The sequence below is a fragment of the Janthinobacterium sp. P210005 genome (assembly GCF_036231865.1).
Classification (GTDB): Bacteria; Pseudomonadota; Gammaproteobacteria; order Burkholderiales; family Burkholderiaceae_D; genus Janthinobacterium; species Janthinobacterium kumbetense.
The window spans coordinates 695,828-709,390 of sequence record NZ_JAZARC010000001.1; the positions used below are offsets into that span (position 1 = coordinate 695,828).

At 62.2% G+C, this 13,563-nt stretch carries 15 protein-coding genes; 4 read left to right on the forward strand and 11 right to left on the reverse strand.

Translation table 11 applies throughout. The features are described from left to right. Positions 1–59 precede the first annotated feature (59 nt). The 4 genes from VPH40_RS02920 to VPH40_RS02935 form a co-directional block, all read right to left on the reverse strand. Complete coding sequence (locus tag VPH40_RS02920) at positions 60–1,259, reverse strand: FAD-dependent monooxygenase (protein WP_328572608.1); 1,200 nt, start codon at positions 1,257–1,259, stop codon at positions 60–62. Further along, positions 1,256–1,768, reverse strand: a complete 513-nt coding sequence (locus tag VPH40_RS02925) for a MarR family winged helix-turn-helix transcriptional regulator (protein WP_099667977.1) — start codon at positions 1,766–1,768, stop codon at positions 1,256–1,258. The genes VPH40_RS02920 and VPH40_RS02925 overlap by 4 nt, the downstream gene beginning before the upstream one ends. Beyond that, on the reverse strand, positions 1,761–3,110 hold the full coding sequence (locus VPH40_RS02930; RefSeq protein ID WP_328572609.1) for an MFS transporter: 1,350 nt from the start codon (positions 3,108–3,110) through the stop codon (positions 1,761–1,763). The genes VPH40_RS02925 and VPH40_RS02930 overlap by 8 nt, the downstream gene beginning before the upstream one ends. A gap of 130 nt (positions 3,111–3,240) precedes the next feature. After that, positions 3,241–4,149 carry a LysR family transcriptional regulator gene (locus VPH40_RS02935; protein WP_328572610.1) on the reverse strand — a complete coding sequence of 303 codons (909 nt, stop codon included), beginning with the start codon at positions 4,147–4,149 and terminating at the stop codon, positions 3,241–3,243. A 101-nt stretch (positions 4,150–4,250) separates the two neighbouring features. Here VPH40_RS02935 and VPH40_RS02940 point away from each other — a divergent pair, with 101 nt between their 5' ends. Further along, entirely contained in the window at positions 4,251–5,696 is a 1,446-nt protein-coding gene (locus tag VPH40_RS02940; RefSeq protein WP_328572611.1) for an amidase, read from the forward strand. A 19-nt stretch (positions 5,697–5,715) separates the two neighbouring features. On the opposite strand, the gene VPH40_RS02945 is transcribed toward VPH40_RS02940, so the two are convergent. Beyond that, on the reverse strand, positions 5,716–6,138 hold the full coding sequence (locus VPH40_RS02945) for a DUF2061 domain-containing protein (protein WP_328572612.1): 423 nt from the start codon (positions 6,136–6,138) through the stop codon (positions 5,716–5,718). Positions 6,139–6,302: 164 nt separating this feature from the next. Continuing rightward, positions 6,303–6,701 carry a nuclear transport factor 2 family protein gene (locus tag VPH40_RS02950; protein WP_328572613.1) on the reverse strand — a complete coding sequence of 133 codons (399 nt, stop codon included), beginning with the start codon at positions 6,699–6,701 and terminating at the stop codon, positions 6,303–6,305. Positions 6,702–6,794: 93 nt separating this feature from the next. Between VPH40_RS02950 and VPH40_RS02955 the strand changes: the two genes are divergently transcribed. After that, on the forward strand, positions 6,795–7,379 hold the full coding sequence (locus tag VPH40_RS02955) for a TetR family transcriptional regulator (protein ID WP_328572614.1): 585 nt from the start codon (positions 6,795–6,797) through the stop codon (positions 7,377–7,379). A 36-nt stretch (positions 7,380–7,415) separates the two neighbouring features. On the opposite strand, the gene VPH40_RS02960 is transcribed toward VPH40_RS02955, so the two are convergent. Further along, positions 7,416–8,798, reverse strand: coding sequence for a chitinase (locus VPH40_RS02960; protein WP_328572615.1), 1,383 nt, complete (start codon positions 8,796–8,798; stop codon positions 7,416–7,418). Positions 8,799–9,061: 263 nt separating this feature from the next. Further along, positions 9,062–10,639, reverse strand: coding sequence for a PA domain protein (locus VPH40_RS02965; protein WP_328572616.1), 1,578 nt, complete (start codon positions 10,637–10,639; stop codon positions 9,062–9,064). Positions 10,640–10,658: 19 nt separating this feature from the next. Here VPH40_RS02965 and VPH40_RS02970 point away from each other — a divergent pair, with 19 nt between their 5' ends. Both VPH40_RS02970 and VPH40_RS02975 read left to right on the forward strand, forming a co-directional pair. After that, on the forward strand, positions 10,659–10,928 hold the full coding sequence (locus VPH40_RS02970; RefSeq protein ID WP_328572617.1) for an NAD(P)H-binding protein: 270 nt from the start codon (positions 10,659–10,661) through the stop codon (positions 10,926–10,928). A 99-nt stretch (positions 10,929–11,027) separates the two neighbouring features. Continuing rightward, the gene (locus tag VPH40_RS02975) at positions 11,028–11,327 is read left to right on the forward strand and encodes a hypothetical protein (RefSeq protein ID WP_328572618.1); all 300 of its coding nucleotides are present in this window, start codon (positions 11,028–11,030) and stop codon (positions 11,325–11,327) included. Between the two features lie 257 nt (positions 11,328–11,584). Here VPH40_RS02975 and VPH40_RS02980 read toward each other — a convergent pair whose 3' ends face one another. The 3 genes from VPH40_RS02980 to VPH40_RS02990 all read right to left on the reverse strand — a co-directional run bounded on the left by VPH40_RS02980 (position 11,585) and on the right by VPH40_RS02990 (position 13,508). Further along, positions 11,585–11,881 (reverse strand): hypothetical protein, encoded by a 297-nt coding sequence (locus VPH40_RS02980; protein ID WP_328572619.1) that lies wholly within the window; start codon positions 11,879–11,881, stop codon positions 11,585–11,587. A gap of 404 nt (positions 11,882–12,285) precedes the next feature. Continuing rightward, positions 12,286–12,699, reverse strand: coding sequence for a MerR family transcriptional regulator (locus VPH40_RS02985; RefSeq protein ID WP_289897896.1), 414 nt, complete (start codon positions 12,697–12,699; stop codon positions 12,286–12,288). After that, positions 12,699–13,508: a type 1 glutamine amidotransferase domain-containing protein gene (locus VPH40_RS02990; protein WP_328572621.1), complete on the reverse strand. Its 810-nt coding sequence runs from the start codon at positions 13,506–13,508 to the stop codon at positions 12,699–12,701. The genes VPH40_RS02985 and VPH40_RS02990 overlap by 1 nt, the downstream gene beginning before the upstream one ends. Positions 13,509–13,563 lie beyond the last annotated feature (55 nt).

Genomic DNA, 13,563 nt, shown 5'->3' on the forward strand with positions numbered 1-13,563 from the left:
TTTTGCCTAGTGCATTGCGGCAACAATTCGTGTATGCCAACGCCCGCCGCCCGCCTGCCTCAGGCCATGTATGCATACTCGGGCAGCGCGATGGCATCCGCCTTGGGCGTCAGGAACCTGGCCAGTATCGTCTTGATAATTGGCATGTTTGACATGCGCAACATCGCATGGCCGATGGCGATCCCCACGCGCGAGTGCGGCGAGGCCAGGCGCGGTGCGAAGGTGGGCACGCTTTGCGCCTGGTCAACATACGGGCGCATGATCGCTTCATACGCGGCAAAGGCTTGCGCGTGATCGTCATGGCGTCCCAGTTCCCCCGCCAGCACGTAGGCGCCGCACATGCCCAGGCTCGTGCCCATGCCGCTGATGGGCGAGGCGCAATAGGCGGCGTCGCCAACGAGGGCAATCCGTCCCTTCGACCAGCGCGGCATTTTGACCTGGGAAATCTGGTCGAAATACAGGTCGGTGGCGTCATCCAGGGCCGCCAGGATGCGCGGCGTCTCCCATTTCAGGGCGCCGAATTTCTCCTTCAGCAGGGCTTTTTGTTCGGCAATCGGCAGTTTTTCATAGGCGCTGGGCGCTTCCTGGAACGACAGCAGGGCGCGCGTGGTGCCCAGGTTATCGGGACGCAGGCACACGCTCAAGCCGCCCGGGGCGTTGAACCAGCGCATCTGGCGTTCGTCGCCCGGCGCGCGCGGGATGGTGAAATAGGCCGTATAGAGCTTGAACGAGCGGCGTTGGACTTCATCCCCGAACACGAGTTTGCGCGTATGCGAACCGACGCCTTCGGCGCCGATGACGAGATCGAACACTGCTTCGCCGCCCTGTTCGAAGCGCACCTTGACGCCATGCGGCAATTCTTCCAGCGCGGCGATGCTGTCGCCAAAGCGGTAGTCGACCGCGTCGCGGCCATGCCCGATCAGCAGCTTGGCCAGTTCCCCCCGCAAAATTTCCAGCTCGGCCACGGGACCGTTGCCGCCAAAGGCCCCGATGCCGAATTCCGCCTGCGTGCGGTCTTGCGCGTCGACAAACCGGAGTCCATCCTCATGCGTGGTTTTGGCGCGGATGGCGCTCTCGAGCCCCATGCGCTGCGCCACCAGCTTGCCTGCGCCGCGCACGTCGATCGTTTGTCCACCATCGCGAAACTCGGGTGCCCGCTCGACAACGGTGACGTCCATGCCCAGGCGCGACAGCCAGTAAGCCAGGGTCGGGCCGGCAACGCTGGCCCCCGTGATCAGGATTTTTCGTTTGATCGTCATTTGATTTTCTTTTCTGCTGTGGTTGGCAAAGTGGTCTGGTAAACCGTGATCACTTGCTGGAGAAAGTGTTCTATCGTCGTCCGCTCGCCGGCGGACAAGCCGCTCAGCACCGCGTCCAGTCCGTTGAGCATCGGCGCGATATGCGTGTAGGTTTGCGCCACCGAGGCTGGCACGGGATGGACGAGCACGCGGCGCTTGTCGTCTTGCTGGCGCACGCGCGTCACGTGGCCGGCCCGTTCCAGGCGGTCGATGACGAGCGTCACGCCCGCCGTCGTGACGGCAAGGCGCGCAGCCAGCTCATTCGGAGACAGGGGGCCGTGCGTGATCAATTGCTCCATCAGGGCCAAATCGGTCTGGTTGATGCCCATCGCGTTGCTCAGGTGCAACGCCGTTTCGCGCGTCAGGATCGCGATATCCTGCAACTGGCGGCCGATGACATCGCCGGCGATGTGCATGCCACGGGGATCGTCGGCCGCGAATGCTTGATTGTGTGTTGGCTGGTCATGCATGATTTACCTCAAGTTCAGATTTTGCAGCAGTGGGAAAGAAGAACGTCACGCCCATGAAAGCGATGAGTATGCCGGTTTGGATCGTCAATGCGGCGCTGAGCGCCCGGTCCGGCGTCAGGGCGGGATGCGCGGCAAAAAATGCGCCGCTGAACAGGGCCACGCCGATCGATGCGGCGATCGATTGCACGGCAGACAGCACGCCGGAACCGGAGCCGATCTGCTTGTTGTCCAGCGACGCCAGAATGATGCTGAACAAGGCTGCGATCACGAGGCCGGCCCCGATGCCGCAGACCAGCATGCCGGGCACGACATGCCACGCAGAAAATACCGCCGTATTGCCCAGTTCAAATTGCAGCAGCGCCACGCCGGCAAGCTGGACACCGGCGCCCAGTTGCAGCACCTTGCGCCCGAAACGGGCCGCCAGGACGGCGCCGCTCAGGGTGGCGCCGAATGCCGTGCCCACAGCGAATGGCAGATTGGCAATACTTGCTTCGCCCGCCGTCAATCCATGTCCAATTTGCAAGAAAAGCGTCAGCACCAGCTGCATGCCGACGAGCGAGCAAAAGAACAGGGCAATGCCGGCCAGCCCGGCCGTGTAGGCGGAGCGCTGGAAGATCGACGTCATGATGAGCGGCGTCTGCCCGGCGCGCACCATCGCGGACTGGCGCAGGCCGAACAGGCCGAAACCCAGCACGGCCATCGCCAGCATCGGCCATCCCCACGCCGGCCACGCTCCCGCCTCGCCCAGCGGCAAGACGAGGAATACGGATGACAGCACCAGCAGGCTGGCGCCGGGGACATCGATGTGGACGGAGCGGTCTCCCGGACGGTGGGGCAGGTAACGGCGCGCCACCAGGAAGCAGGCGATGCCGATCGGAATATTGATCAGGAACATGGCTCTCCAGCCCAGGCCGAACACGTTCGCTTCGAGCAGCATCCCGCCCAGCACGGGACCGAGTATGCCCGCCAGGCCCAGGATGGGGCCGAAGATGCCAAACACCCTGGCCAGGGCCGCTCCCTGGTAGTTTTCACGCAACAAGCCCAAGCCTTGCGGCAACAGCATCGCGCCGGCCAGCCCTTGCAGCAGGCGAAAGACGATCAACAATGCGATGGTCGGCGCCACGGCGCACAACAGCGAAGCGATGGTAAAGGCCGCCAAGCCGCATAGAAACATGGCGCGCCGCCCGTAGCGGTCGCCCAGCCTGCCACCGAGCACCAGGCCGGCGCCCAGGGCCAGCGCATAGCCGCCGATGACCCATTGCATCTGGGCGGAACTGGCGCCCAGCGACTCGATCAGGGCAGGTCCGCCGACGTTGACGATGGTGGATGCGGCAAGGTCCATGATCTCGGAAACGATCATGACCAGTAAAATGGGCCAGCGAGGCAGTGCAGCAGTCTTCATGCGAATTAATAGCTAACTTAGTTAGTAATAAAACGAGACAGTATACGGCCTGATGCTCTTTGTCAATGGCTCAAGCGGGCTTTTCGTTCCACGCCATGATGCGCTCGCGCAGCCAGCGGTGCGCCGGGTCCAGGTGCATGCGCTCGTGCCACACCATCGCCATCTCGTAATCGGGCAGGGTGACGGGCGGCTCCCACGTGCGCAGGTCGCCCAGGGCGTTTTTCAGCAGGCGCGACGGCAGCAGGGCCACCATGTCGGACGCGGCCAGCAGGGGAGGGACGATGAGGAAATGCGGCACGGACAGCACCACCTTGCGCGTCCGGCCCAGCGTTTCGAGCGCCGTATCGACGTTGCTGCGGAAACCGCCGCCGTTGGGCGAGACGACGATGAATTCCAGCGCGCAGAACCGCTCGAGGTCGGGCGGCGCCTGCAGCAGCGGGTGGTCGCGGCGGCCCGCCAGCACATAGTGTTCGGTGAACAGGGTGCGGTGGCGCAAGCCGGGCGGCGCTTCTTCCTGCGCCAAAAAGCCCAGGTCGACCTGGCCGTTTTCCAGCGCATGCGCCATGCGCGCCGGCACGGCTTCGAAGACGGCCATGCGCGACAGGGGCGCCTGCGCGCGCAGGGACGGCAGCATGGGCAACAAAATCGCATACTCGGTGGCGTCGGCCGCCGCCAGATTCCAGCGCACCTCGGCCGTGGCCGGGTCGAACGCCTGTTCCGGCTGCAAGACTTGCTCCAGCTGGGCCAGCACGGCTTGCAGCGGCGCGAACAGGGCCAGCGCGCGCGCCGTGGGCAGCATGCCGCGCGGGCCGGGCAACAGCAGCGGATCGTCGAAGGCGGCGCGCAGCTTGCCCAGCTGCACACTGACGGACGGCTGGCTCAGATGCAGCCGCGCCGCCGCCCGCGTGACGTTGCGTTCAATCAACAGGGCGTTCAGGGTCAGCAGCAGGTTCAAGTCCAGCTTGTGCAAATTGCTCATGACTATACCTCGTATATCAACTATTCATTTCCACTATGATAGCGCAAGCCCTAGAGTAGTTCCTGTGATATCCACTCTTCATCCATTACAGGAATAAACTGATGCAACTCCATGAATATACTAGCTTTGATGGTCTGGGACTGGCCCAGCTGCTGCGCGACGGCAGCGTCTCGGCCGCCGAATTGCACGACGCGGCCGCGCGCGCCTGCGCCGCCGTCAACCCGCTGATCCATGCCGTGGTCGAGCTGTGGCCGGCGGATTTGACTGCCATCGACAGCACAGTCAGCACTGCGCCGTTCGCCGGCGTGCCCTTCCTGATCAAGGACGTGGCCGTCACGATGGCGGGCCGGCGCAGCGAAGCGGGCAGCCGCCTGGGCGCCGGCCATATCGCCGCGTTCGACTCCCACCTGATGACGCAGTTCCGCGCAGCCGGCCTGGCGACGTTCGGCCGCACGAGCACGCCGGAAATGGCGTTTGCCACCACCACGGAACCCGTGCTCTACGGCGCCACGCGCAATCCCTGGAACCTGGCCTTGAGCGCGGGCGGCTCCAGCGGCGGCGCGGCGGCGGCCGTGGCGGCCGGCATCGTACCGCTGGCCCATGCGACGGATGCGGCCGGCTCCATCCGCGTGCCGGCCGCATCGACGGGCTTGTTCGGCCTGAAACCGAGCCGTGGCCGGGTCTCGAACGGCCCCGCCATGGACGAGATCTTCAGCGGCCTGGGCGTGCAGCTGGGCGTGAGCCGCACCGTGCGCGACAGCGCCGCCTTGCTCGATTGCGTGCAGGGCGTGATGGCAGGCGAACCGTATGTGACGAATCCGCCCGGCCACAGCTGGCTGTCGCAGGTGGGTGTGGCGCCCGGCAAGCTGCGCATCGGCGTGCAGCGCGCCGCCTGCAATGGCGCCCGGCCCGTGCCCGCCATCGAAGCCGCGCTGGACGCCACCGTGCGCCTGCTGGAAAGCCTGGGCCACCACGTGGAAGAAGTGGCGCCCGCGCTGGGCGTGTCGTGGGAAGCGTTCGTGCACGCGAATGCCGGCATCTGGTGCGCCAACCTGGTGCCGTGGATCGATGGCCTGGCGCAGGAGAGCGGGCGCGGCGTGTCGCTGGAGACCCTGGAAGCGGCGACCCTGGCCTGTTACCGCCACGGCAAGACGGTCTCTGCGGTCGATTTCGTGGCGGCCCTCGACGTGCGCAACACGGTCACGCGCCACGCGGGCGCCTTGTTCGGCCAGTACGACGTGCTGCTGATGCCCACCTTGCCGGATATGCCGTGGCAACTGGGCCGCTATGGCGAAAAGGAGGAACAGCTTGACGGTATTGGCTGGACGGCGCGCCTGTTCGAGCATTCGCCGTACACGCCGCTGGCGAACGTGGCGGGCTTGCCGGCCATGTCCGTGCCGCTGGGCATGTCAAATGAGGGCGTGCCGATCGGCATGCAGTTCATGGCCGGCTACGCCAAGGATGGCGTGCTGCTGCGCCTGGCGGGCCAGCTGGAGCGGGCGGCGCCGTGGGTGCAGCGGCGGCCGCCCGTGTGGGCAGGGAATTAGGAAGGGGAGAAGGGGAATACTACAGGGCGGCGAGGCGGGCCGCGCCGCGGCTTTCCAGGCGAAAGCGGGCTTTTTCCCACAGCCGGTCGTGGAAGGGCAGGACGATCACGTTGCAGATCGGCTCGACCACGGCCAGCAAGCCGCCGAAGGCCATGGACCCCGTGGCCCAGTACATGACGCCGAAGGCCACGCCCATGTGCAGGGTGGTCTGGCTGAGTTTTTCGCCGGCCAGGGCGACAAAGCCCAGGCCGCTGGCGGCGTAGCGGCGGCGAATCGCGTGCCAGGCTTTTTCATGCCACGGCAGCAGGGCAACGTTGATGATCGGTTCGATGATCGCGGCCAAGCCACCGAGCGCCAGGGACCCCGTCAGCAAGTAGGCGAGGCCGAAGGCGATCGACATGTGCGTGCAGACCTGGCTGAATGTTTTGATGGCTGTGAACAAGGGATGCTCCTTTCTGTTGAATTCGCTTATCCTTGATTTAGATAGTAACGATTCTCATTTACAAAAGGAAGTAAAATATTTCAACCGAACCCATAGATTGAGGCTATGGTTTGAGAAATATCAATTGCCCCTGCTGCGCACACCTCCCTCAGCCGCCATGGCCGTCAGCGTATCGCCGTCGCCTGCGACCACACGGCTTGCCAGCGCCCAGCGCGCCGCTCATAGCTATCGATATGCCAGTAGCGCGCGCGGGGCACGGCCTGGCCGGCGAAATGGATTTCAAGCTGGGCCTGGTAGCGCAGCACGGCAGCATCGCCATACACGCGCACGGCGATCTCGCCCGGTTCCCAGCTCAGATAGCGCATGTGGCCAGCCGCGATGGCGCCCAGGTATTCCTCCCGCGACAGCAGGCTGCCGATGGGCGTGACCAGCTGAAAATCGTCGGCGTGCAGGGTGCGCGCCAGCGCCACGTCGCCGTCGACGAGCGCGCGCAGGCGGCCGCGTTCGATGTCGCGCAATTGTTCCTGCATGGCCGCTTCGGAGCCAGGGTGCTGTTCTTGCATGATTCCATCCTTCGCTGTGGGGGATTGACACTTTGACGTAATTTGTCCAAAATCCATGTTGACACTATATATATAAAATGTCAATATGCCAGCATGTCACCCCACACCCTCAAGACCCAGCGCATACTCGACGCGGCCCTGGCCGTGTTTTGCCGCTATGGCTACCGCAAAACGTCCATGCTCGACATCGCGCAGGCGGCCGATATGTCGCGCGCCGCGCTGTACCTGCACTTCAAGAACAAGGAAGACGTGTTCCGCGCCGGTTCCGAACGGGCCCATGCCACCGTCATGGCGCAAGTGGCAGCGGCGCTGGCCGAACCCAGCCCCGTCTTCACGCGCATCGAAACGGCGCTGCTGGCATTCCAGCAAGGCTTGATGGCGGAAATTTCCGCCAGCGCCCATGGGCAGGAATTGTTCGACGCCAATATGACCCTGGCCGCCGACATCACCTTGACGGCGCGGGCAACGCTGGTGGCGTCGCTGGCCGGCGCGCTGGAACAGGCCGAGGCGGCGGGCGATATCGCGCTGCGCCGGGTCGACGCGACCGCCGCGCAGGTGGCCGGCTTGCTGGTGGCCACCATGGATGGCATCAAGCATGCGCAAGGGGGAGGGGAGGCGTTGCGCCAGGGCGTGGCGCTGCACATGCGCTTGCTGGGTGCGGCGCTGCTGCGCATGTGAGCGGCCAAGCTCGCATGCGCAGTCGGGCCTAAGCCCTTACGGCAGGGTCTTCAGCACATTCTTTGTCGGCACGGAGAAATTATAGTTGTCGTGGCGGTCCCAGTTGATCGACCACGTCATCACGCCGCGGAAGTCCGGATACGCCTGCAGCGGCTTGATGGTGCCGCAATTGAGCAGGCGCGTCAGGCAATTCAGGGCATTGCTGACGTCGGCATTCGTCGTAAAGCCCGAACCGGCCGAGCTGCGGCCCGACGGCACGCCGAAGCCCACCTGGTCCGGACGCAGGCCGGCGAAGGTATTGCCGCCGTAATTGAATCCCTCGATCAGCATGCGCGCCGTGGCCACCAGCTGGTCGGCCGAACCGGCCTTGATGGCGCCCGTCGCGTACGGCGTGTAAATGTCGCCATTGTTGTAGTACTGCGGGTGCAGCACCGTCAGCTCGCTGCGCAAGGCGTTGATGATGGGAATGTAGGCGCCCCAGATGCTGCCATAGCTCGTGTATCCCCCTTCCACATACACCCACTCGGGCGCCATCGACAGGTAAAAGCTGCTGCCGACCTTGGTTTTCAGGTTTTTCACGGCGATCGGCAGATAGGTCTGGATGGCCGCGCCTTGCGCCACGCCGTTTTCCAGGTCCAGGTCGATGCCGTCGAAACCATATTTCGTGATGATGGCGTACAGGCTGTTGGTGAAATTCGTCGCTTCGGCCGTGTTGCCGACGGAAACGGAACCGTTTTGCCCGCCCAGCGACAGGATGACTTTCTTGCCCTTGGCCCGCTTGGCCGCCACGTCGGCGATGAATTGCGCTTCCGTGCCCGCACCCGGATCGATGGTCAGGCTGACATTGCCGCCGCCCGCGTTGTCGCCGAACGAGACGACGATCACGTCCCAGTCATCGCTGACCTGGCTGATCGGATACGTAGCGCCGCTGGGGTTGGTGAAGTTGTGCCAGTAGCCGATCAGCGCGTGCTTGGCCAGGCCGGTGGGCGTCGGCGTCGGTGTTGGAGTCGGGGTAGGCGTCGGAGTCGGGGTAGGCGTTGGCGTTGGCGTTGGTGTTGGGGTGGGAGTCGGCGTAGGTGTCGGAGTTGGGGTGGGCGTAGGTGTCGGGGTAGGAGTCGGCGTCGGCGTCGGCGTGCCGCAGTCTCCCACCGCCGTCCAGGGCTGGCCGCTGCCGGCGGCGCCGCTGCTGGTCGATGGGTTATTGCCTTGTGTCCACCAGTTGGCCGTGTAATTGACGTTGTTGTAACTGGCCTGACCGCCGCCGTTGTAGGCAGTGCCGCTATTCCACGGCGTATAGCAGGCCACTGCTGCGGTCGCGCCGGCCAGCAGCTGGCTCGCGCCCCCGCTGGATCCGTCGCCGCTGCCGCCGCCGCAGGCCGCCAGGGTGCCGCCGAAGAGGGTAAGGATGAGGGTATTCATGACTGTCCGGTTCATTGCATCTCCTTGTGTATTTTTTAGCATGGCCGGGCGGCTGGACACCGTCCGATTTTTCAGAGTGCAAGCATTGCAGGTGGTAGTCAACTGGTTTTATTCTTTGCGCAAGATCACAATACCAGTTACGGCATTACCCCAGGAGATGGGCGATGCGGGCCATACCAGCGCCTGTTTTCCAGTGCGCTGGTATGGTGTCCGGAATGGCGCCGGAAGCAGGGCGGGGAAGGGAGGTGGACGCCAGGCAAGGTCTATGGCACCGTTTCCTTGCGCAAATCGGCATACGGCACGCGCGACAGGTCCAGCAACATTTGCGTCAAGGCCACGGTCTGGCGCTGCATCAGCCGGTAATCCACCCGGGTCACGCTTTCGATGCCATAGTAGAGCAAATAGGTCGGTTGCGTGACGTAATACACCGTGGGAATGTGCTGCGCACCCCATAAATACCGGCCAGCGCCAGGCCAGGCGGCATTCTTCGGACCGCCATCGCCCGCTGGACTGGAGGCTGGCAGCACGAACGCGGGCGCCGCATCGGCCTGCTTCAGCATGGCGTAGGAAGCGTCCATCAGGGCAGGCGTGCGCGGTGAAAACACGGCGGCCGGCTCGAACCTGCCCGTAAGGCGCAAGTAACCATTGCTGTCAGGCAGCACTTCCAGCGCGCCCAGGTTCCCGATGGTGAGCATCGTGGCGATACCTTGCATCAAGCCATCGTCCTGGTGGCGATCCATAAACTGCTTCATGCCCACGCCGCCCGCGAAATGGCCGCTCGTCAACAGCAGCATGACGCTGCGCGGCAAGCTGTCCTGCGGCAGGCGCGCCAGGTACTGGGCCATGTCGACGATGGCGTTCGGTCCATTGTCTTCCAGCGCGTTCGTGCCATCCGTGTGGCTGCCCAGCACCATCAATTCCGTGGACTTGCCGGGGATGATGCCGACCAGGTTGCGCGTCTGCACCTGCTGCACAGTGGCAGCCATGGTCAGCCGCAAGACAGGCGCCGTGCCCGCCAGCACGCTCTCGCGCAGGCGCCGACCCCGGTCACGGTCGATAAACATGCCGGGCAGTTGGCGCACTTTGCCGTCGTAAGGCGCATACAAGCCGTTCATCGACATGGGCGGCGTATCGAGAATGACGATCACGCCCGCCGCACCGGCCGCCTGCAGGCTGTCCAGCAGGGTGATGAACGGCCCCAGCATCTGGAACTGGCGCGCATACGGCGTGTCCGGCCCCATGGCGTGGTCCGGATCGTGGACATGCACGGCGGACCGATGGAAAACCTTGCCCGTCCACGCCACGGCGGGCATGTCGACGAGCACCAGCTTGCCGGCCAGGCTGGCATCGGGACTGGCCCCCGGCGCCAGATAGGCGATGCGCCCCGTAATGCCGGACGGCGGCGTCACGCCCGAATACGGAATGTAGCCAGCCGTGGGCAGCACGCCAGACCTGTCGTCGTGGACCACTTCCAGGCCCCAGTCTTCCGGCTGCACCGACCATTGCCGGAAGCTGACAGGCTCGAAGCGCAGTTGTTTGACACCGGCGCGCGCCAGGCGTTCATGCAGGACGTCGATATACGCTTCATGCCGGGGCGAACCCGTGGCGCGCAGGCGGCGTTCGTCCAGGTCGACTTGCCAGTCCACCAGTTGTTTTCTAGACAGGAATTGCGTGGCATCGACCGTCACGGCAGCCGACGCCGGCAGGGCGCGCGCAGGCCAGGGCCCAGGCTTGCTGGCACAGCCGCACAAGGCGGCCGCGATGGCCAGCGCGCCGGCAAGGGACAGGAAGCGCTGGCAAGGCGGTAAAAGCAACGCCGTGCGTGCAGGCTGCCGGGTCATGCGGATCTTGAGACTTCTCATGCAAAATAGTCGGCAAACGCCTGATTTCATTGATATTGTAGGTATTGGAGATACTTCTCACGGACGGCAATTTACCACGAGACAAGGCGCCAGGCCGGCACGCCTCACCGGACTCCATGTCCTGGTTAACGCCAATCTGCTGGGCGACGACATGGAAGACCAGGCCAACAGCATCATTTCCGCCATGCGGGCCTCCGGTGTTGAACGCCTGGTTTTCATCCTGTCGATGGGCATCTACGATGAAGGTCCCGGCACATTCTGCAAATAAGATAACGCCAGGCTGGCGTAACACCTGAAACCATTCCGCCGCGCCGCCGACGCCATCGAAGCACCGGGCCTCGCATAAGCCATCGTGCACCCAGTCTGGATGACGAACGAAGACGAAGTCGGCGACGAACGAACGACGTGTCGCGCGCCACTCAACGGCACCGTGGTGTCGCGCAGGAGCCTGCCAGACCTGATCGCCAACATCATCGCAGCGCCAGACTTGCACCTGCACGCGAATCTGGACGTGAACAAACCGCACATGGACGGGGACAAGCCGTATTTCATGCAGCTCGTTCAAGCGCGGCGGCGCAGCATCAGCGACAGCGGCGCGCAGAGGGGGAAAATCGCATTTGCGATTGGGGAACTGGCAAAATGGAGGTTTTCTCAAATCCATCCATAACTTCGCATAATTTATATTATGTCAAATTATAGACGGAGGTGGGCTATACTTTTTAGTGATTATCATTAGTACGCCGACAGCATTTTGAGTACCTATATGCTGTCGGCGTACTGGCTAGCAATCTTTTTGCGTTCCACGTGCTGCTACTCTGCTTCCAGAACGGCTGCGACTCGTTTAAATTCGATGAGCTCGTTTTCATACACGTGCCAACGCTGGTCGCGAGCTTTGTATTTCTATAGCGACGTTGAAAATGCCTACTAAGTCAAATTACGTTCAGAGCTCGGCTTTGCAGCGGCTAGCTCGGCTACAGTCATGCCTGTGATGTGTTTGTATTCCCCTTTGATTGGCGGTACGGAGACCAATCGAGCCATCATCTTATGACTAGAACTCTCGCGATCTGGGCCGCCGCCCGCGACGTCACCAATAAGACCTATGACAGCTGACCCGTCTTCGACCAACGCCCAGGCAGCTAACGTGAATACGATGGGCTTGCCGGTGACCTCTTCATTGGACACGAAATGCCAGCCATCGGCTGGTGAAATTTGTTTGTACATATTGGATATTCCGCTACAAGGCGGCCTTTCAAAAATACCGACAACCGGCCGGCACGGTGCGCGATACAGCGCTATTTTTCCACGCCCAGGAAGCCGACAGGTTCCGGGGCACTGCTATTACCACTAGACTCGGTGATGCATGAGGTGGAATTTCCCACTTTCTTACAGCCAAGTATATGGGTTGTCGAGGTATCACTTTCAAGTGAGAATGCTAAATAATTTGCAATCTTATTTTCGTTCGGTAAATATGAGGCAATTTAATGAAGCACTAATTTATCATTACACACCAATCCAGACTGCAGCGATTCAAAATTCTGACCGAATATTGTCCAGAAAGCACCCGGACGAGCGGCCACCCTCCCCTGATCTGCATTCGAATACCCGCCACCCGCAGCCGCCTTGTATTAATTTTTACTGGCAATACCCAAGCTTTCCATGACCCTGGCGGCATTGTCCTTGCAGTCCACATCCTCCGGTTTTGCATCGATCAATTGAATCAACGACAAAAGATGGGCCTTGTTCTGCGCCAGGCGCACTTCCAGCGATTCGATATCGGCTATCTTCTTTTTGAGCGCGGCCATCAATTCATCATGCTTCCATGATGAACTATCTTCCGGCAAGACTTGCTTGATTTCATCGAGAGAAAAGCCCGCCTGCTGCGCGTCGCTGATAATCGACAGTACCGCCACCGCTTCCAGCGGATAGTCGCGGTAGCCGTTCGATTGGCGGCTCACGGCTTTCAACAAGCCCTTGGATTCGTAGAACCTGATCGTGGACGCCGCCAAGCCGCTGCGCTTGGCCAATTCGCCAATTTTCATTATTTTTCCCGCTGAAGTTGTAGTTTGTTATTCTGTAAAGCCTTGAGCAGAGCTTGCGCCACTTCCTTGCTGGAACCAGGGTTCTGGCCGGTGACGAGGCGGCCGTCCGTCAGCACGAAGCTGCCAAACGGGAAAAAGCCTTTGGCATACAGCGCCCCTTTGCTCTCGATCTCGCTTTGCAAAAGGTAGGGAACCTGGTCCTTAATGCCGGCAAGCGATTCTTCCAAGTTGGAAAATCCTGTCACGCTGCGCCCTTTTATCAGTGGCTCGCCCTTCTCGTCCTCCAGATCCAGCAAGCCAGCGGCGCCATGGCACACGGAGGAAACGACGCCGCCGTTGCGGTAGATGGCCTCGGCAATGCGTTTGAGGTCCTTGTTGCCCTTGAAATCCCACATCGTTCCATGGCCGCCCGTGTAGAAAACAGCCCCATAGGCAGCGGGATCGATGTCGGCCGCAGCTTTTGTCGATTGCAGCAATGCCATGAAAGCAGGATCACTCAGGTGACTTTTTGCTGCCTCATCCATGTACAGCCATCCCTGGCTGCGTTCATCCAGCGGCACCACACCGCCGCTGGGACTGACGAAGTCGATGCCATACCCGGCTTCCTGCAGCACATCATACACATGCGTCAATTCCGTGAGCCACAGCCCCGTATGGTCGTTTCTGCTCGGATATCGGGAATGATTGGTCATGACTATCAGCACTTTTTCCATGGCCGGATCGCGCATGGGGGACACCGGTTCAGCAGCAACTATCTGCAGGAACAGCAAGGGCATGACAGCCAGGAGCAGTTTCTTGAAAACAGACATAGGATCGTCCTCCGAATAGTTGAGTAGTCTGGGCCATGTCCGCCGAACACAGCGT

What these genes read in the sequence shown, in the direction of transcription:
- VPH40_RS02920 (WP_328572608.1), bottom strand. Translation starts at nt 1,259, where the DNA reads ATGACGATCAAACGAAAAATCCTGATCACGGGGGCCAGCGTTGCCGGC.
- VPH40_RS02925 (WP_099667977.1), bottom strand. Translation starts at nt 1,768, where the DNA reads ATGCATGACCAGCCAACACACAATCAAGCATTCGCGGCCGACGATCCC.
- VPH40_RS02930 (WP_328572609.1), bottom strand. Translation starts at nt 3,110, where the DNA reads ATGGACCTTGCCGCATCCACCATCGTCAACGTCGGCGGACCTGCCCTG.
- VPH40_RS02935 (WP_328572610.1), bottom strand. Translation starts at nt 4,149, where the DNA reads ATGAGCAATTTGCACAAGCTGGACTTGAACCTGCTGCTGACCCTGAAC.
- VPH40_RS02940 (WP_328572611.1), top strand. Translation starts at nt 4,251, where the DNA reads ATGCAACTCCATGAATATACTAGCTTTGATGGTCTGGGACTGGCCCAG.
- VPH40_RS02950 (WP_328572613.1), bottom strand. Translation starts at nt 6,701, where the DNA reads ATGCAAGAACAGCACCCTGGCTCCGAAGCGGCCATGCAGGAACAATTG.
- VPH40_RS02955 (WP_328572614.1), top strand. Translation starts at nt 6,795, where the DNA reads ATGTCACCCCACACCCTCAAGACCCAGCGCATACTCGACGCGGCCCTG.
- VPH40_RS02960 (WP_328572615.1), bottom strand. Translation starts at nt 8,798, where the DNA reads ATGAATACCCTCATCCTTACCCTCTTCGGCGGCACCCTGGCGGCCTGC.
- VPH40_RS02965 (WP_328572616.1), bottom strand. Translation starts at nt 10,639, where the DNA reads ATGACCCGGCAGCCTGCACGCACGGCGTTGCTTTTACCGCCTTGCCAG.
- VPH40_RS02970 (WP_328572617.1), top strand. Translation starts at nt 10,659, where the DNA reads ATGCAAAATAGTCGGCAAACGCCTGATTTCATTGATATTGTAGGTATT.
- VPH40_RS02975 (WP_328572618.1), top strand. Translation starts at nt 11,028, where the DNA reads ATGACGAACGAAGACGAAGTCGGCGACGAACGAACGACGTGTCGCGCG.
- VPH40_RS02980 (WP_328572619.1), bottom strand. Translation starts at nt 11,881, where the DNA reads ATGTACAAACAAATTTCACCAGCCGATGGCTGGCATTTCGTGTCCAAT.
- VPH40_RS02985 (WP_289897896.1), bottom strand. Translation starts at nt 12,699, where the DNA reads ATGAAAATTGGCGAATTGGCCAAGCGCAGCGGCTTGGCGGCGTCCACG.
- VPH40_RS02990 (WP_328572621.1), bottom strand. Translation starts at nt 13,508, where the DNA reads ATGTCTGTTTTCAAGAAACTGCTCCTGGCTGTCATGCCCTTGCTGTTC.